General features: G+C 65.6%; 16 protein-coding genes. 6 read left to right on the plus strand and 10 right to left on the minus strand.

Annotated features, from left to right (window positions below; all coding sequences use genetic code 11):
* Window positions 1–57: 57 nt before the first annotated feature.
* On the minus strand, window positions 58–1206 hold the full coding sequence (locus FYJ91_RS01325; RefSeq protein ID WP_149521287.1) for a site-specific DNA-methyltransferase: 1149 nt from the start codon (window positions 1204–1206) through the stop codon (window positions 58–60).
* 260 nt (window positions 1207–1466) lie between these two features.
* Between FYJ91_RS01325 and FYJ91_RS01330 the strand changes: the two genes are divergently transcribed.
* The gene (locus FYJ91_RS01330; protein WP_149520482.1) at window positions 1467–1826 is read left to right on the plus strand and encodes a hypothetical protein; all 360 of its coding nucleotides are present in this window, start codon (window positions 1467–1469) and stop codon (window positions 1824–1826) included.
* Between the two features lie 44 nt (window positions 1827–1870).
* Here FYJ91_RS01330 and FYJ91_RS01335 read toward each other — a convergent pair whose 3' ends face one another.
* Genes FYJ91_RS01335 through egtB form a run of 3 tightly spaced genes read right to left on the minus strand, consistent with a single transcriptional unit; the run spans window position 1871 to window position 4736 of the window.
* The gene (locus FYJ91_RS01335; RefSeq protein ID WP_149520483.1) at window positions 1871–2479 is read right to left on the minus strand and encodes a ribonuclease HII; all 609 of its coding nucleotides are present in this window, start codon (window positions 2477–2479) and stop codon (window positions 1871–1873) included.
* A 21-nt stretch (window positions 2480–2500) separates the two neighbouring features.
* The gene (gene egtD, locus FYJ91_RS01340; protein WP_181008298.1) at window positions 2501–3493 is read right to left on the minus strand and encodes an L-histidine N(alpha)-methyltransferase; all 993 of its coding nucleotides are present in this window, start codon (window positions 3491–3493) and stop codon (window positions 2501–2503) included.
* Window positions 3483–4736 carry an ergothioneine biosynthesis protein EgtB gene (gene egtB, locus FYJ91_RS01345; RefSeq protein ID WP_149520485.1) on the minus strand — a complete coding sequence of 418 codons (1254 nt, stop codon included), beginning with the start codon at window positions 4734–4736 and terminating at the stop codon, window positions 3483–3485. Before egtB ends, egtD begins: the two co-directional genes overlap by 11 nt.
* A gap of 293 nt (window positions 4737–5029) precedes the next feature.
* Between egtB and FYJ91_RS01350 the strand changes: the two genes are divergently transcribed.
* Window positions 5030–5821: a hypothetical protein gene (locus tag FYJ91_RS01350; RefSeq protein WP_246152351.1), complete on the plus strand. Its 792-nt coding sequence runs from the start codon at window positions 5030–5032 to the stop codon at window positions 5819–5821.
* Here the strand turns inward: FYJ91_RS01350 and FYJ91_RS01355 are convergent.
* The 5 genes from FYJ91_RS01355 to FYJ91_RS20480 all read right to left on the minus strand — a co-directional run bounded on the left by FYJ91_RS01355 (window position 5808) and on the right by FYJ91_RS20480 (window position 13428).
* A complete protein-coding gene (locus tag FYJ91_RS01355; protein ID WP_149520486.1) occupies window positions 5808–6689 on the minus strand; it encodes a transglutaminase family protein in 882 nt (293 codons plus the stop codon). The genes FYJ91_RS01350 and FYJ91_RS01355 overlap by 14 nt on opposite strands.
* A complete protein-coding gene (locus FYJ91_RS01360; RefSeq protein WP_246152353.1) occupies window positions 6689–9211 on the minus strand; it encodes a circularly permuted type 2 ATP-grasp protein in 2523 nt (840 codons plus the stop codon). The genes FYJ91_RS01355 and FYJ91_RS01360 overlap by 1 nt, the downstream gene beginning before the upstream one ends.
* A 21-nt stretch (window positions 9212–9232) precedes the next feature.
* Window positions 9233–12553 carry a transglutaminase family protein gene (locus FYJ91_RS01365; protein WP_149521289.1) on the minus strand — a complete coding sequence of 1107 codons (3321 nt, stop codon included), beginning with the start codon at window positions 12551–12553 and terminating at the stop codon, window positions 9233–9235.
* Window positions 12554–12667: 114 nt separating this feature from the next.
* The gene (locus FYJ91_RS01370) at window positions 12668–13288 is read right to left on the minus strand and encodes a LysE family translocator (protein WP_149520488.1); all 621 of its coding nucleotides are present in this window, start codon (window positions 13286–13288) and stop codon (window positions 12668–12670) included.
* Window positions 13285–13428, minus strand: coding sequence for a hypothetical protein (locus FYJ91_RS20480; RefSeq protein ID WP_181008299.1), 144 nt, complete (start codon window positions 13426–13428; stop codon window positions 13285–13287). The genes FYJ91_RS01370 and FYJ91_RS20480 overlap by 4 nt, the downstream gene beginning before the upstream one ends.
* Before the next feature lie 117 nt (window positions 13429–13545).
* Between FYJ91_RS20480 and FYJ91_RS01375 the strand changes: the two genes are divergently transcribed.
* The 4 genes from FYJ91_RS01375 (at window position 13546) to FYJ91_RS01390 (ending at window position 17278) form a co-directional block, all read left to right on the plus strand.
* Window positions 13546–14910 (plus strand): aminotransferase-like domain-containing protein, encoded by a 1365-nt coding sequence (locus tag FYJ91_RS01375; RefSeq protein WP_149520489.1) that lies wholly within the window; start codon window positions 13546–13548, stop codon window positions 14908–14910.
* Window positions 14911–15024: 114 nt separating this feature from the next.
* Window positions 15025–15600 (plus strand): pyridoxamine 5'-phosphate oxidase, encoded by a 576-nt coding sequence (gene pdxH, locus FYJ91_RS01380; protein WP_149520490.1) that lies wholly within the window; start codon window positions 15025–15027, stop codon window positions 15598–15600.
* The gene (locus FYJ91_RS01385; RefSeq protein ID WP_246152355.1) at window positions 15597–16481 is read left to right on the plus strand and encodes a cation diffusion facilitator family transporter; all 885 of its coding nucleotides are present in this window, start codon (window positions 15597–15599) and stop codon (window positions 16479–16481) included. Before pdxH ends, FYJ91_RS01385 begins: the two co-directional genes overlap by 4 nt.
* Window positions 16478–17278 carry a PhzF family phenazine biosynthesis protein gene (locus FYJ91_RS01390; protein ID WP_149520492.1) on the plus strand — a complete coding sequence of 267 codons (801 nt, stop codon included), beginning with the start codon at window positions 16478–16480 and terminating at the stop codon, window positions 17276–17278. The genes FYJ91_RS01385 and FYJ91_RS01390 overlap by 4 nt, the downstream gene beginning before the upstream one ends.
* On the opposite strand, the gene FYJ91_RS01395 is transcribed toward FYJ91_RS01390, so the two are convergent.
* Window positions 17275–17754, minus strand: a complete 480-nt coding sequence (locus tag FYJ91_RS01395) for a PilZ domain-containing protein (RefSeq protein ID WP_149520493.1) — start codon at window positions 17752–17754, stop codon at window positions 17275–17277. The two genes, FYJ91_RS01390 and FYJ91_RS01395, sit on opposite strands and share 4 nt — an antisense overlap.
* Between the last annotated feature and the right edge of the window lie 124 nt (window positions 17755–17878).

Here is a 17878-nt window from a genome sequence, read left to right on the forward strand (position 1 = left end):
GTGTGAAGCCCCCTTCCCCGCCAGCGATCCTAGGATCGCGCAGCGGGGTTGAGAAGCCTATTCCCCTGCGGCGAGGTGGCGTTGGCGTACTGCGTCGATCGGTTCGAGCCCGTTAGGGCCGTCGATATGCCAGAAGCTCCAACCATTGCACGACGGCGCGTTCTGGAGCTTTGCGCCCAGGCCGTGAATCGACGCAGTGTTGCCGTCTGCGGTCGCGACCATCGCGTCGGCGCGCACAGTCGCCTTCCAGCGGCGCTTGGCGTCGGTCAGCACGGTGCCCGCCGGGATCAGCCCGCTTTCGACCAAAAGGCCGAAGGCCACGCGCGGCATCGATTTCTTCTCGGGGATCGACAGCATCATGCTCTCGTCGAGCGGCAGGGTCGCCTCGATCCGCGCTTCGGCGACCTTGATATACTTGTCCTCGCGCTCGATGCCGATCCAGCGACGGCGCAAACGCCGCGCGACCGCGCCCGTCGTGCCGGTGCCGAAGAAGGGATCGAGCACCAGATCGCCCGGCTCGGTGCAGGCGAGCATCACACGATAAAGCAACGATTCTGGCTTCTGCGTGGGGTGCGCCTTGTGCCCGTCATCGCCCTTCAGCCGCTCACCGCCCGAACAGATCGGCAGCGACCAGTCGCTGCGCATCTGGATGTCGTCGTTCAGTGCCTTCATCGTGCGATAATTGAAGGTGTATTTCGCCTTCTCCGCCTTCGAACACCAGATCAGCGTTTCATGCGCGTTGGTGAAGCGGGTGCCCTTGAAGTTCGGCATCGGGTTCGACTTGCGCCACACGATGTCGTTCAGGATCCAGAAGCCCTCATCCTGCAGCGCGGTGCCGACGCGGAAGATGTTGTGATAGCTGCCGATCACCCAGATCGTGCCATCATCCTTCAGAATGCGACGCGCTTCCTTCAGCCAGGCGCGGGTGAAGCGGTCATAGGCCGCGAACGTATCGAACTTGTCCCAATCGTCGTCGACTGCATCGACCTGGCTGCCGTCAGGGCGAAACAGGTCGCCGCCCAACTGCAGGTTGTAGGGCGGATCGGCGAAGATCATGTCGACCGAGCGATCTGGCAGCTTCGCCATCTCGGCGATGCAGTCGCCACGCAGGATCGCATTGAGCGGCAGGAAGCGGTCATCCGGCTTCGCCTTGGCGCGGGTCGCGGCGCGCGCGCTCCCCGCCTTGATCTTTTCCATCACGCCCATCGGTGGTCCCCCAATCTGATGGCGCATAGGTGAATCTTCACGACTCTGCGGTCAAGAACAATAACTTGCACCGATTCGCGTAGATTCTGAATCAAAAAGAGAACGAAAGGAGTCCGGCACCGTATATTGAGTCCCGCCGGCCCGGGAGGACTCAACCCCTTGTGGTGTGGCGCGGCGGACTCACCTCGTCGATTTTACCGGAACATGGTCATTCGGCCCACGTTATCGGCGGTGAGCGGGCGCATGAAGGGACCGGAGAGATGCTGCATCCGACCGTGCGTCGCTACGCCACCCCAACCTTGTTCGCGCTAGGCGCGATCTTGATGGGCGTGGTCGGCGGCACCACCACCGTCAGCGGGATGAGCGTGCAACGTTACGGGTCACAGGCGGTGGCCGCGGGCCTGGAACACAATCCTTATGCTCCTGGCACCGGCGACTATGGCGACGACTATTATCAGCCCGCCGCCTATGACGAAGGCTGTGGCGGCTGCTCCGAGCGCGACCTCGGCTATCGCTGGGCGGGCCGCCGGAACCTCGGATCACCCGATGACTGCCCGACCGACAGCTGGGGCTTCAACCGCGGCTGTATCGCCTATTTCCGGGATGTGAGTGGCGCCTGAACGTCCATTTCTCGCAATGACGAATGGAGGAGTTGAAGGTCCGTCTACTCCGCAGCGAACATCTGATATTGCGCGACGGGCGCGAAGCTCCGGCGGTGAAGCGGAGTCGGGCCCAATCGGCGCAACCCGTCGAGATGTGCGGGCGTGCCGTATCCCTTGTTCGACGACCAACCATAGCCGGGGTGGATCGCATCATGCTCGATCATGATACGATCGCGCTCTTCCTTCGCGATGATCGAAGCCGCCGCGATCGACAGGCACAGCGCATCGCCACTGACCACCGCGACCGACCGGTACGACCATTTGGGACAGCGATTGCCGTCGACCAGGATCATCGCGGGCGCGACGGACAGTGCCGCCACGGCGCGCTCCATCGCCAGCATCGACGCCCACAGGATGTTGATCTCGTCGATCTCTTCGACGCTCGCGATCCCGACGCCCACCCGCGCGCAGGCCATGATCTCGGCGCACAGTCTGGCGCGCGCTTCGGCGTTCAGCTTCTTGGAATCGTTTATGCCCTCGGGCACGCAATCACGATCGAGGATCACCGCCGCCGCGACGACCGGGCCGGCCAGCGGCCCCCGCCCCGCCTCGTCGACGCCGGCAAGCGGCATCGGATGCGCTATTTCAAGTTCGAAGGATGGCCCTGGCATCGGGCCGTTCTAGCCAATCGGTCAGGCGACTTCCAGCAGGTGCACGCTGAACAGTCGCGCATCGTCGGTCCACACGTCGCGCGCGGCGAAACCCGCCTTGGCCGCGAGCGCCTGAAAATCCGAGATATGATATTTCCAGCTGTCCTCGATATGGATCGCCTCGCCCTCGGCGACGCGAAAACGATGATGATCGAGGTGGATGATCTGATCGGCCTGCGCGACCAGATCGATGCCGACCCGGCCGGTGTCGGGATGGTAGATCGCCCGATGGCGGAAACGCGAAACGTCGAAATCGGTGCCCAGTTCGCGATTGGCGCGCGCAAGCATATTCAGGCTGAAACGCGCGGTCACTCCAGCTGCATCGTCATAGGCCGGTTCCAGGATCGATGCGTCCTTGCGCAGGTCGACCCCGATGATCATCAGCGCCCCCCGCCCCAGCCGCGCCGACCATTGGGTAAGAAAGGCCAAGGCCTCTGACGGCGTCAGGTTTCCGATCGTCGATCCCGGATAGAAGCAGATACGCGCTCCGCCGCCGTCATTGGCGGGCAGATCGAATTCCTGCGCGAAATCGGCGCACACCGCTTCGACCCGGAGCGCCGGATATTGCTGCTGGATAGCCTGCGCAGCGCCCAGCAGGTGCTCGCGCGAGATATCGATCGGCACATAGCTCCACGGCGCATCGAGCGCGTCGAGCAGCAGGCCTATCTTCGCGCTCGATCCGCTGCCGAGTTCGACGATCTGCGCACATGAGCCGATCACGGCCGCCATTTCAGCCGCATTAGCGCCAAGAATGCCAACTTCGGTCCGCGTCGGATAATATTCGGGCAGTTCGCAGATCCGGTCGAACAGCAAGGATCCCGATGCGTCGTAAAGGAAGCGGCACGGGATCGACTTCGACACCCCCGACAGGCCCGCGACGAGCGCCGTGCGGAAATCGTCCTGTGCCGGCTCGTGATCGTGAAAGCGAAGCAGTCCTGCAGCATCGGGACGGGTTGCCAGCATATCAAGCTTCATCGGCGAGCCTCACTCCGGCAAAGGCCCAGCGCGCGGCGGGCGGAAAGAAATTTCGGTAGGTCGATCGCGTGTGCCCTGGCGAGGTTATGCAGGCGCCGCCGCGCAACACCATCTGCCCCGACATGAATTTACCGTTATATTCGCCCGTCGCGTCGTCGGCCGGTTTGAAACCGGGATAAGGTGCATAGGCGCTCGCGGTCCATTGCCACAGCGCCCCCGTCATCTGGCGCAGGCCGCTGCCCGTCGCCGGCAGGGGTTCGATCGAAGCGCCGGTAGGTTCCGCTGCGAGGTCGCTCGCCGCCACCTCCCATTCCGCTTCGGTCGGCAACCGCTTTCCCGCCCAGCGCGCGAAAGCATCCGCCTCATAATAGCTGACATGGCTGACCGGCGCGGACGGATCGAGCGACTGTTCGCCATGCAGCGTGAAGATCCGGCGATCGTCGCGCCAATAGAGCGGCGTCTGCCACCCTTGAGCGCAGACCATCGCCCAACCGTCCGACAGCCACAACGCAGGCGTGCGATAACCACCGTCCTCGACGAACGCCTCCCACTCTCCATTGGTCACGAGCCGATCGGCAAGCCGGAACGGCTCGATCCACTGGCGGTGGCGCGGGCCTTCATTGTCGAAAGCGAAACCGACGCCGTCGTGACCGACCTCGATCAGCCCGCCGTCGAAACGGCTCCAGCCGCCCTCGCCACTCACCGGCTGCGCGACGTCGGCAGGCGCATAAGCGGGCGCGATCGCGTTCATCGAAAAGGCGTGTTTGATGTCCATCAGGATCAGTTCCTGATGCTGCTCCTCATGGTGCAATCCCAACGTGACCAGATCCGCCGGCAAGCCGTCGATCCGGTCCAGCATCGCCCGGTCGACATGCGCGCGATAGGCCATGATCTCGGTAAGGGTCGGTCGGCTCAGCAGCCCGCGTTGCGGCCTGGGGTGGCGCGCGCCGACGGAATCATAATAGCTGTTGAACAGATAGGTGTAGTTCGGATCGAATGGGCGATAGGTCGGGTCGCGCGACAGCAGGAATGTTTCGAAGAACCAGCTGACATGCGCCAGATGCCATTTGGTCGGGCTGGCATCGGGCATCGATTGGAGCTGCTGATCCTCGGCGCTCAGCGGCGAGGCGATCGCCTCGCTGCGCGCGCGCACCGCGAAGTAACGATCGCCAAGCGAAATCGCCGCAGGCGCATCATCGCGCTCAAGAGTGCGTTCGTCGTGCAGGAGGCCCCCAATCAGCATCCGATCCGAACGCGAACGCCCTGATCTTGTTCCAGAATCATTGCCGGTTTGGCGCCTGATAGCGATCTGAGAAGATATGTCCGTATTTCTGCCAGAACTGGACGCTTGCGACGCCCAGCAGGACCATTGCGACGATGGTCATGATGATATCCCTGATAATCTTCGGCATCGCCCCTGCCCCGCTCCCCTGCTTATCTTATGCTCCCGCGGGCCGAACGGTGGCAATAGTGCCATCGCGAAGACGTCGTGCCATGATAGACTACGATTTCGACGGCAGCTCTTGGGGACGTGCCATGGCGACGATGGCAGATGGCGATATTCGGGACGATCGCGGCACGCGCTTCTTTCAGGTCAGCGCCATCATCATGGCACTTGTGCTGGTGGCAGGCTTTTCCGTTCAGGTCGCGATGGGAAGATCGACCTTCGCGGCACCCTGGGTCGTCCATGCGCATGCGCTGATCTTCTTCGGCTGGACCGCGCTCTATCTTGTTCAGGCGACGCTTGCGGGCAATTCGGCGGCGATCAGCCTGCACCGCAGGCTGGGCTGGCTGGCGCTCCTATGGGTGCCTGCAATGGTCGCGGCGGGGATCGCCGTCACCGTGCTGATGGTCCGGCGGGGGCATGCGCCCTTCTTCTTCACCCCGCTCTACTTCCTGATCATGAACCCGCTGACGGTGCTGACCTTTGCCGGGCTGACGGGTGCCGCGATCGTAATGCGGCGACGCACGCAATGGCATCGCCGGCTGATGTTCTGCGGGATGACGATCCTGCTGGGGCCGGGCTTCGGCCGCCTGTTGCCGATGCCGTTCCTGATCCCGCTTGCCGGATGGGCGGCGTTCGCGGCGATCATCCTGTTTCCGATCGCCGGCATCGTCCGCGATCTGCGCGCCGATCGCCGCGTCCATCCCGCCTGGTGGTGGGGCGTGGGCACCATCGTCGCCATGCAGGTCGGCATCGACCTGATCGTCATGAGCCCGATCGGCGACGCGATCTACGCAGGTGTTACGGCCGGATCGCCTGGCGCCGCTCTGTCCCCAGCCGCCTATCCCCCACCCCCTTCGGGACCGATGATCACAGGTCGATAGGCTCAACGTCGACCGACACGTCGACCTTCTGACCGTCGAGCCCCGTGAACACGCCGTCGATCGGCGCGACGTCAGAATAATCGCGGCCCATTGCGGTGATGATGTGGTCCGGCCCCACCATACATGCATTGGTAGGGTCGAATCCCAGCCACCCGCGCTTGGGACCACACCAGATCGCGGCCCACGCATGAGTCGCGTCAGCACCGATCAGCCGCGCCTTGCCTGGGGGCGGCACGGTGCGCAGATACCCCGACACATAAGCGGCCGGCAGCCCGTGCCCCCGCAACGCCGCGACCATGATCTGCGCGAAATCCTGGCACACGCCATGCTTCTTCTCAAAAGCATCGGCGGGCGGCGTGTCGACGGTCGTGGCGCTCCCGTCATAGACGAATTCGTCGTGGATGCGCGTGGCGAGCGCCAGCCCCGCCTCGACGATCGGCCGGTCGGCGCGCAGATCCTCCGCCGCCCATTCGGTCGCCGCGCGGAACAACGGGATCGAGGGCGATGGGTAGAGGTAATTGCCCGGGCTTTCCGGGCGCTTGTCGGCCTTGGCGCGCGCGAGGGCCGCGATCTCGGCGACGGTCAGGTCATCGACTTCGGGCACCGGTACCTCGCGGTCGACCTTGATGCGCATCCTGCTCTCGATCACGATCTCGCGCGCGGGCACCTCCAGCACCATACGGCTGACGAAGCCGAGATAGCCGATCGGCTTGGGCACCGAGAGCTTGACGTGCGAGCTGATCTCCAGATCGAACCGGTCGAGCCGCTGCCCGTCCCATTCGATGGGCTTCAGGCGCAGGTTGCAGCGCGCGAACGTCACCGGGAAGGCATAGCGGAACCGCGTCTTGTGGCTGATCTGGTAGAGCATCAGGCTAACGTCATGCCCCCCATCCGAAGCGACTCCGACCCCTGCAGGAAGAAACGCTTGCCGATCGCGTCGGACAGTTCTTCGAGCATGTTCTCGATCCCCAGCACGGCGGCGGTATCGAGCGTCTCGGCCGTCGCGGTGCGCACCGCGGCCTCGATCCGGATCGACAGCGAGACGTGGTGTTCGGCCATGCCATCGTCGCGCAACGTCGGCAGCCGATCGAGATGCTGGCGGATGCGGCCGACCTGGTAGGCGATGGATCGCGGATTGAACGGATCGAGCGCGATCATGTCGCGCACCGGCTCGACCGCGAGGCCGGTCAGGTAACGCGCGCGATAGCTTATCTGGGTGTCGTTGAGGTCGAGCAGGGTCGTGAGATCGTCGGTCGATGCATCCTTGCCCGCGAAATTGCGCAGCAGGCGGCACACCATCAGCGCGCGCTCGACCCGGCGGCCCAGATCGTGGAAGCGCCAGCCAGAGGTTCGCCCCATATTCTCCGCGGCAAGCCCCGCCAGGGCGGAAAAGCGCCCCTGCAGCTCCACCGCGCGCGCCAGGGTCGCTTCGGCATCTTCGGAGAAACGGCGCGGCAAAGGCGCGTCGATCAGGCGCCACACGTCGGCCGACAGCCGGTCTCGCATCACGCTGGCGATCATCCGCGCGCTGCGGATCAGCGACGCGACGCTCGCCGCGCCTTCGCCATCGAGCGCGAGGAGAGCGAGGTGACGCAGATCGTGCGTCTCGCCTCCGTCGACATCCTGTTCCTCGGTATCGTCGTCGGGTTCCGGGCCGGTGCGCGCAGCGCCGGTCGCCACCAACAGCGAACCGAGCCGATCGAGCGTCAGCGGGAACAGGGCCGCACCACCATCGGCGACGATGCTGCCGCCCAGCGTCGACCGCACCAGCCGCAGCGTCGATTCCCCGCGCTCCAGATAGCGGCCGAGCCAGTAGAGATTGTCGGCCGCGCGGCTCGTCAACGTGCCCGGATTGCGGCGGATCGGCACGAGCGATGGCAACAGCGATGTCTGGTCGGTCACGGGCTTCCGGCCCACGATCCACACGTCGGCGGAGAAAGCGCCCTCGCCCATCACGGTCGCGCGCACGTCGCTGTCGTCGCCCAACCGTGCAAAGCCGCCCGGCATCACCGTCCAATGGCCCTGCGCGTCCCGCGCGGCGAACACGCGCAAGGTGAAGGGACGCGGCACCATCGCGCCGTGCTGGACCGCCGGAGTCGTCGAGACGCGAACGATCTCCTGCCCCACATAGTCCATCGGCCGCAGTTTCATGTCGGCCAGCAGGCGCGATCGCTCGGCGGGCGACAGCGATGATCCCAATACGGGTCGTCCACCCGGCAGACCCATCGGCGCCTCGCTGAAAGCCGGGCCTATCAGCAGTTCGTCGAGATTTTCCTCCACGAACGCGCGCGGCGCATCCTGCCCGCACCACCAGGTCGCGATATTGGGCAGCTTCAGATCCTCGCCGATCAGCCGCCGCGCCAGCACAGGCAGGAAGGCGGCAAAGGCGTTGGCCTCGATCGTGCCCGATCCGGGGGCATTGGCGATGACGGCCTGCCCCGCCTCCATCGCGTCCATCAGCCCCGGCACCCCGATCGCCGAACTCGAATCGAACGCGAGCGGATCGAGAAATTTCGAATCGATCCGTCGCCACAGCGCGTCGATCCGCTTCATCCCCTCGATCGTGCGGACGAACAGCCCGTCGTCGCGCACCGCGAGGTCGCTTCCCTCGAGCAGCAGCAGGCCCAGATAGCGTGCGAGATGCGCCTGCTCGGGATAGGATTGGTTGTAGCGCCCCGGCGTCAGAAGCCCGATGCGCGGCTCGGACCGGCGACACACCGCCGACAGGCCTTCGCGAAACGCGGAGAAGAAGCCCGCCAGACGCTCGACCTGCAGCCGCGTCTGGAGATTGCCCATGACGCGCGTCGCGGCGAGGCGGTTTTCCAGCGCATAGCCCGCCCCCACTGGCGCACGCGCATGATCGTCGAGCACGCGCCACTCGCCGGTCGGATCGCGGCCTAGATCAACCGCATAGATGTGCAGGCGATATCCACCGGGCGGCTTTACCCCGATCTGCGATCGCCAGAAGGCGCGGCTCCCGGTGATCAGTGCTTCCGGCACCGCCCCCGAAAGGACCAACTGCTGCTCGCCGAAAATGTCGTTGAGGAGCTTCTCCATCAGCTCGGCGCGCTGGGAAACACCCTCGGCGATCCCATGCCACTCATCCTCGCCGATCAGCAGCGGGACAGCGGAGAGCGGCCATTGCCGTTCCTGCCCTTCACCCGGCAGACGGAAGGCGGTGCCGAGTTCCTGAACCTGCCGCGCGATACGCTGCTGGATCGTGTCGAGTCGCCCGCCGTCAGCGAGGTCGCTCAACCCATCGAAAAGGTGCCGCCACCATTGCGCGCCACGCCCCGCGTCGCCGCGCAGCGTGTCCGCGTCGCTCGCGACGCCCAAATAGCTGCTGAACCAGCCTTGCCCAAGGCTCGGCATTCCCGGCAGCTGCGCCATCAGTTCCCCCTGCATGGCGCGCTACACGAGTGGCGGTGCGCGAAGGTCTAGCGTCATCGGAAACTCGCTCACCCTCTCCTGGATCGGCATCGAGACCGGGCCGGGCGTGTGTCCATGATCCTGGAACCGCGCACGGCGTCGGGCTTCCGCCTCATAGTCGTTGATCGGCACCGTATCATAGTTTCGGCCGCCGGGGTGAGCGACATGATAGACGCATCCGCCAAGCGATCGATCATTCCAGCTATCGAACACGTCGAAGGTCAGCGGCGCATCGGGCGCCAGCATCGGATGCATGCTGTTGGCCGGCTGCCACGCCTTGTAGCGCACCCCGCCGACGGCTTCGCCGGGAACGCCGGTGGGCGTCAGCGGCACACGCCGTCCGTTGCACGACACGATATGTCGGCCGGGGATCAGCCCGCTGGCTTTCACCTGCAATCGCTCGGTCGAGCTGTCGACATAGCGCACCGTCCCGCCAATCGCGCCCGTCTCGCCCAGCACGTTCCACGGTTCGAGCGCGTGGGCGATCTCCAGCGTGACGCCGCCTGCCTGCACCGTGCCGTGGATGGGAAAGCGGAACTGGCGCTGCGCCTCGAACCACGCCGGATCGAAATCGTAGCCAGCATGGCGAAGGTCGTTCAGCACCTCCAGGAAATCCGCCCACACGAAATGGCCGAGCAGGAAGCGATCGTGCAGCGTCGTGCCCCAGCGCACGAAGCCCCCCTTCTGCGGCTCACGCCAGAACCAGGCGGTAAGCGCGCGCAGTAGCAATTGCTGCGCAAGGCTCATCTTGGGCTCGGGCGGCATTTCGAAGCCGCGGAATTCGAGCAGGCCAAGCCGGCCGGTCGGGCCGTCGGGCGAAAACATCTTGTCGATGCAGATCTCGGTGCGGTGCGTATTGCCCGTCACGTCGACCAGCAGGTTGCGAAACAGCCGGTCGACCACCCATGGCGGCGGCTGATCGCCTTCGCCGGGCGCGGGCACCTGCGCCAGTGCGATCTCCAGTTCGTACAGCCCGTCGTGCCGCGCCTCGTCGATCCGCGGCGCCTGGCTCGTCGGGCCGATGGTGAGGCCGGAGAAGAGATAGCTGAGCGATGGATGCCGCTGCCAGTAGAGCACGAAGCTCTTGAGCATGTCGGGCCGGCGAATGAACGGGGAATCGTTCACCGAACGCCCGCCCAGCACGATATGGTTGCCGCCCCCGGTGCCGATCGCGCGACCGTCGACCATGAATTTGTCGGCCGTCAGCCCGCATTCGCGCGCCAGCTCATACAGGCCGGTGGTGATGTCGACCGTTTCGGTCCAGCTGCCCGACGGGTGGATATTGACCTCGATCACGCCGGGATCGGGCGTCACCTTGAGCACCTGCAGTCGTGGATCGGGTGGTGGCGGATAGCCTTCGATGCGGACGGGAACACCGGTCTTTGCCGCCTGCGCCTCCACCTGCGCGACCAGCTCGAGATAATCCTCAAGCCGCTCGGTCGGCGGCAGGAACACCGCGACATAGCCGTTGCGTGCCTCGGTGGTCATCGCGGTGCGAACGGCGCCGGCAATGATCGTCTGTTCCTGCCGATCCTGCGCGGCGCTGCCGCCCGCCGCCGGCGCGACGGCTTCGGAGCGCTGCTCAACCGCCGCGTGGAAATCGGGCAGCTCCTCGCGCGGCTCGGTCGTGTCGCGCGGGTGGAGATAGGGATAGGCCGCGGGCGGCACATAAGGCAGCGATCCGAGCGGCAGGCGATAGCCGATCGAGGCATCGCCCGGCATCACGAACAATTTGCCGCGCCGCACCTGCCATCGTTCGGAACGCCAGCGGCGGCCGGTGGGTGCCTGCGCCGCCTGCCACGCCTGGATCGGCAGCACATAGCCGACAGGCTTGCTCAAGCCGCGCTCGAACGCGGTCACCATCCGGCTGCGCGCCTCGGGATCGTCGATCTTGGGGTCGGTCGGGTCGACATTCTCGGGAAGCTGCGCCTCCTTCACCGCCCACTCGATCCCGTCCTCATAGGCCGGTTCGATCATGTCCGCGCCGACGCCCAGCCCTTCGGCGATGTTCGTCAGGAAGGTCGCGGCGACCTCGTTCGTGACCGCCTTTTCGCCTTCGCCGCCCGCGATCAGGCTCGCGTCGCGCCACACGGGGACGCCGTCCAGCCGCCAATAGATCGAATAGCCCCAGCGCGGCAGGCTTTCGCCCGGATACCATTTGCCCTGGCCGTGGTGGAGCATCCCGCCGGGCGCATAGCGATCGCGCAGCTTGCGGATCAGCCGATCGGCATAGCCCGCCTTGGTTGGTCCCACCGCGTCGCCATTCCATTCGGGCGCCTCGGGATCGTCGATCGCGACGAAGGTCGGCTCGCCCCCCATCGTCAGCCGCACGTCCTGCGTCGCCAGATCGGAATCGACCTTGTGGCCGAGCGCGGTCACCGCGTCCCAGCGTTCATCGGTAAACGGCTTGGTGATCCGCACCGCTTCGGCGATGCGCTGGACGGTCATGTCGAAGTGGAAGTCGGACTTCACCGGCTCCAGCACCGCGCCCTCGATCGGGGTGGCCGATCGATAGTGCGGCGTTGCCGCGAGCGGGATATGCCCCTCACCCGCGAACATGCCCGATGTCGCGTCGAGCCCGATCCAGCCCGCACCGGGCACATAGATTTCGGCCCATGCATGAAGATCGACCACGTCCTGCGCGACGCCCTTGGGTCCGTCGATCGGCACGATATCCGGGGTCAGCTGGATCGAATATCCCGATACGAAGCGCGCGGCGAAGCCCAGCCTGCGCGCCGCCTGCACCAGCAGCCACGCCGAATCGCGGCAACTGCCCCGCCCGATGCACAAGGTCTCCTCGGGCGTCTGAACGCCCGGCTCCATGCGGATGACATATCCGACCTGCCGGTTCACCGCGACGTTCAGGTCGACCAGGAAATCGATCGTCCGCTTGGTTACGCCGCGAAACTGATCGACGAACGCCTCGAACTGCGCCCCCTGCGGCTCGATGTCGAAATAGGCCGCAAGATCGGTGCGCAGATCGGGCGCGTAGATAAATGGCGTTTCCTCGGCATAGCTTTCGACGAAGAAATCGAACGGATTGATCACCACCAGGTCGGCGATCAGGTCCACCGTCACCGAGAAATGGTCGGCCGGCTCGGGAAACACGATCCGCGCCAGCCAGTTGCCGTGCGGATCCTGCTGCCAGTTGATGAAGTGGTTCGCCGGGCTGACCGTCAGCGAATAGTTCGGAACGGCCGTGCGGCTATGCGCCGCAGGCCGCAGCCGGATGATCTGTGGGCCGAGCACGACGGGGTGGTCGTAGGTGTAGCTCGTCCGGTGGTGGAGCGCGGCCTGAATCATAGCCACAAGGAAATGCCGCAACGGCTTGTGCGGTGCAATATATTCGTCATGGGGTCCGTCCGGTATCGCAAGGAACCGTGGGACGAAATGCCGACGGCGGGAGCGGATGCTCCGCTATGATCCCGATAACGAACCGAACAGCTCGATGATCCCCGGCACCAGAGACACCACCAGCAACGCCGCCATTCCGACGTTGAAGATGCGCAGCAGGCCCGGCCGATCGAGCCAGTGGCGGATCGCCACGCCGCCGCCCGCCCAGCACATGATGCACGGCAGGCCGGTCAGCCCCAGCACCGCCGCGACGATCAACACGTCGGTCGTCAGCGTCTCGGGCCGCGAAAAGCTGGTCGCCGCGCCCAGGCACATCGCCCACGCCTTGGGATTGACCCACTGGAACGCCACCGCGCCCCAGAAGCCCAGCGGCTTGGCCCGCGGCCGGACCTCACCGAGCCCGGTCGACGTCGCGATCTTGAAGGCGAGCCACAGCAGATAGGCGGTCGAGACGATGTGGAGCGCGGTGTAGAGCCACGGCACGCTCTCGATCAGTCCCGCCAGGCCAAAGCCCAGCAACAGCACCATCGCGACACAGCCCGCACTGATCCCAAAGATGTGCGGCAGGGTGCGCCGAAAGCCGAACGTGGCCCCTGACGACAGCAGCATCATGTTGTTCGGGCCCGGCGTCCCCGACGATACGACGCAGAAGGATGCCGCTGCCGCGAGCAGTTCGGGCGTCATCGCCCGAGCGCTTTGGCAAGGTCGTACTGCGCCGCCACGCCGCCGTTCCAGCGATCGTCGCTGATCGCCGACGCCGCGACGATCAGGACGGCGCCGCCCAGAAAGAAGGTCACGATGCTGGTGGTCAGAACATTGCGCATGGAACGTCTCCTTTTTTGGCCGAGTCTCCGATTGGCCAGTTGACGCCGCCGAATTGTCCCGGCAATTGTCACATGTCAAAACGTATATTGTCATAGTGACAATGTTGGAGACAATCGATGTGGACCCCCGTTCTGGCCGATGATGTGGAGACGGTGTCCGGCCGCCTGCTCTCGGCGATGCGCCGCGACATTGCGGACGGGGTTCTGACGCCCGGCGAAAAGCTGCCCACGCATCGCGATCTGGCGCACCGGCTGGGCATCGGCCTCGGCACGGTCACGACCGTCTATGCGGAGGCCGTGCGCGAAGGGCTGATCACCGCGCAGGTCGGCCGCGGCAGCTTCGTCGCGGAACAGGCGAGCCTGGCCTCGCCCGCCGACGATGGCACGATCCGAATGTCGCAGAACGTTCCGCCGCTCGCTCCCGCGCAACGGCGCTTCGCGGCGACGTTCGGCCGTCTGCGCCAGCGGCCCGATCTGGTCGATCATCTCGGCTATGCCCCACCCGAAGGCTATGCCGCACACCGCCGCCTCGGCGGCGAATGGCTCAAGCGGGTGAGCGGGCATGACGCGATCGACCTGTCCAAGCTGATCGTCACCACCGGCGCGCAGCAGGCCATGACGCTGGCGTTCGACACGCTCTGCAAGCCGGGCGATACCCTGCTGTGTGAGGCCGCGACCTATTTCGGGATGCGATCGATCGCGCAGGTCGGCGGTTACAAGCTGCGCGGCATCGCGATGGACGGCGAAGGGCTGCTTCCCGACGCGCTCGACCAGGCGGCGGCCGAGAGCGGTGCGAAAGTGCTCTACACCCTGCCCACGCTGCAGAACCCGACGGGCCGTATCATGTCCTACCGGCGGCGGATGGACATCATCGATGTGGCACGCAAGCATGACCTGTGGATCGTCGAGGACGATCTTTATTCCGCCTTCGCGATCGGCACCGCGCCGCCGCCCCTCGCCGCCTATGCGCCCGATCGTTGCATCTACATCAACGGTACGTCCAAGGCTTTGGCCCCCGGATTGCGCGTCGGCTACATGGTGCTGCCCAATTCCGAACAGTTCGATGCGGCGCTGCGCCTGATCCGCGCCCGCATCTATTCGCCTGCCTCCCTGGGCGCGATGGTCGCGAGCCAGTGGATCGAGGACGGCACCGCCGACGAGGTGGTCGCCGAGGTCCAGGCCGAGATGCTCGCCCGCGGGGCCATCGCCCGCGACACGCTCGGCAGCGCCTGCGAAGCGCCCGCCGATCCGCGCTGCCCGCATCTGTGGCTGCCCATGCCCGAAATCGACGCCGAACGCCTCGCCGCCCGCGCGATGCGCGCGGGGGTCGAGATCACGCCGCCCTCAGCTCCGCTGGTGGATGCGGGGGCGGTGTCCGGCGTTCGGCTGTGCATCGGCGCGGTGGCCGATCGCGCCACATTGTCGGCCGCACTCGACCGGGTGGCGGAGGCCCTGCGCGAGCGTGATCATGGTGTCGTCTAGCCGTGACGCCCCTACACCTGGTCATTGCGAGGAGCCGCAGGCGACGTGGCAATCCATTCCGAACTGCGGAGTGGATTGCTTCGCTACGCTCGCAATGACGATTAGAGAGAGACCATGACCGATCCCTTCCCCATCTTCGACAGCTGGTTCGCCGAGGCGCGGACGAGCGAACCCAATGACGCCAATGCGATGGCGCTCGCCACCGTCGGCGCCGACGGCCAGCCTTCGGTGCGCATGGTCCTGTTGAAGGGCCACGACGCGCGCGGCTTCGTCTTCTACACCAATTTGGAGGGCCGAAAGGCGGGCGATCTGCTGGCGCAGCCCAAGGCCGCGCTTCTCTTTCACTGGAAGTCGCTGCGCCGCCAGATTCGCATCGAGGGGCCGGTCTCCCGCGTCACCGACGGCGAAGCCGACGCCTATTTCGCAAGCCGCGCGCGCGACTCGCAACTCGGCGCCTGGGCGTCAGACCAATCGCGCCCGCTCGATCGCCGCGAGACGTTCGAAGCACGCTTCGAAGAGGTGAAGGCCCGGTTCGAAGGCGGCGACGTACCGCGCCCACCCCACTGGTCGGGCTTCCGCGTTGCGCCCGAACGGATCGAGTTCTGGCAGGACCGCGCCCACCGCCTCCACGAACGCCGCCTGTTCACGCGGGCCGGCGACGGGTGGAGCGAAGGGCTGCTCTACCCGTGACGCTCAACGTCCGCGCAGCCTTGGCGTCGGTTTCGGTCGCCCTGATCCTCGCGATCCTGAAGGGTCATGCGGCGTGGATCAGCGGGTCGGTCGCGATGCTCGGATCGCTCGCGGACACAGTGCTCGATATCGTCGCCTCGCTGGCCACGCTCTACGGCGTCCGCCTCGCCGCGCGCCCGGCCGATCGCAAGCACCGCTTCGGCCACGGCAAGGCGGAGGCGATCGCCGCGGTCTTTCAGGTCGTGCTGATCAGCATGTCGGCCTTCGGGCTGATCATCCGCGCGATCGAGCAGTGGTTCGACGGCGCGGAGACCGGGGCAGCGCATGAGGGGATCGCTGTCTCGGCCCTCTCACTGATCCTGACCGGTGGGCTGCTGCTCTATCAGCGGAGGATCATCGCGCAGACCGGATCGATCGCGATCCGCACTGACAATGTCCACTATCAGAGCGACCTTCTGCTCAACGGCGCGGTGATCGTCGCACTCGTGCTCGACGGGTTCTTGGGGCTGCGGGGCGCCGATCCGCTATTCGGTATCGCGATCGCCCTGTGGCTCGCCTGGGGCGCATGGCGCGCGTCGGGCGATGCGATCGACCAGCTGATGGACAAGGAATGGCCCGAGGAAAAGCGCCAGGCCTTCCTGCGCGCCGCGAGCCGCCACCCGGAGTTGGATGGCATTCACGAGCTGCGCACCCGCACGTCGGGCGACCGTGATTTCGTCCAGTTCCACATCTGGGTCGATCCCGCGATGACGATCGGCGAAGCGCATCGCGCGATGGACGAGCTGGAGGCGCGGTTAATGGCTGAGTTCCCTGATACCGAAATCCTGATCCACCCCGAACCGACCGGGCAATTCGATCCGACCACGGAGATGACCGCGTGACCACCCTGCCCTTCCACCAGGTCGATGCCTTTGCCGACCGACCGTTCGTCGGCAATCCGGCCGCGGTGATGCCACTCGACGCTTGGCTGCCCGACGAGACGCTGCAGCGGATCGCCGAGGAGAATAATCTGGCCGAAACCGCCTTCCTCGTCCCCGACACGAGTAGCGAGGCCGATTACGAGCTGCGCTGGTTCACGCCGGCGGTCGAGGTCGCATTATGTGGCCATGCTACGCTGGCAAGCGGCCATGTGCTGCTTTCGGCCGATCCCGTGCTCGACAAGGTGCGCTTCCGAACGCGCAAATCCGGCCTGCTCGAAGTCGCGCGCGCAGAGACCGGCTATCGCCTTGCCTTGCCCGCGTGGAAGGTCGAACCCAAGCCGCTTCCCGTGCCCCTGCTTGGCGGGATCGGCGGCGCGCCGGTCGAGACCCTGTGGCGAGACGGCGGCTACGCGCTGCTCGTCTATAACAGCGAAAAGGACATCCGCGCGCTCGATCCCGACTTCCGGGCATTGAAGCCGCTGGGCGATCTACTGCTGATCGCAACAGCTCCCGGCGACGATACCGACATCGTCAGCCGTGCCTTCGCGCCGGGCGCGGGAATCGATGAGGATCCGGTAACGGGCTCCGCGCACTGCCTGCTGACCCCTTATTGGGCCGCGCGCCTCGGCCGCGACAGCTTCACCGCTTTTCAGGCGTCCGCGCGCGGCGGCCATTTGCGCTGCACGCTCAAGGGCGACTGGGCGATCCTGGAGGGGCAGTGCGTGACAGTGATAGAGGGGCGTTTCCGCCTCGACTAGACCTCATCGACCGACAATACTTCCATGCCGTGTTCCGACAGGCGCACGGCGAGTTCGAATTCGATCACCGCGCCGCCGGACAGCGGCGCCGTCGCCACGGTGGTGGTGAAACGCGCGCCCGCCTGCGCGACGAGCCCTGGAAACATTTCACCGAAGCTGCTGTCGGCGGCCACCGCATCGTCGAGCTGGCTGGCGGATAGCGGCTCGGCAAACTGACAGCCAATGCGTCCTTCGGCCATCCACAACACATAGGCTTCGCGCCAACCGACCAGCGGCACTTCCACCATCACACGCGAACCGAGAAACAGCATCGTATCGCCCAGCATCGAGAAGCCGCCCCCCGAAAGATCGGTGACGGTGACGTGCTGGATGATGTCGCCCTTCGCGCCTTCCATATCGAGTGCGATGCAGATGCCGGGCCGCAGCCGAGCCGAAAGATGGACTTCGATACGCTCGTCGTGACGCCGATCGCTCATGCCTGACCCCAACCCGGATTTGGTTCTATATCGGAGCAACCGCGGAAAAACGCCAAAAGTTCCGCCCGAAAACTAATCCAGGTTGATTTTACAATTGTACGGAAGCGCCAACTTTGCGCGCGGC

The organism is Sphingomonas montanisoli (assembly GCF_008274695.1).
GTDB classification, from domain to species: Bacteria; Pseudomonadota; Alphaproteobacteria; order Sphingomonadales; family Sphingomonadaceae; genus Rhizorhabdus; species Rhizorhabdus montanisoli.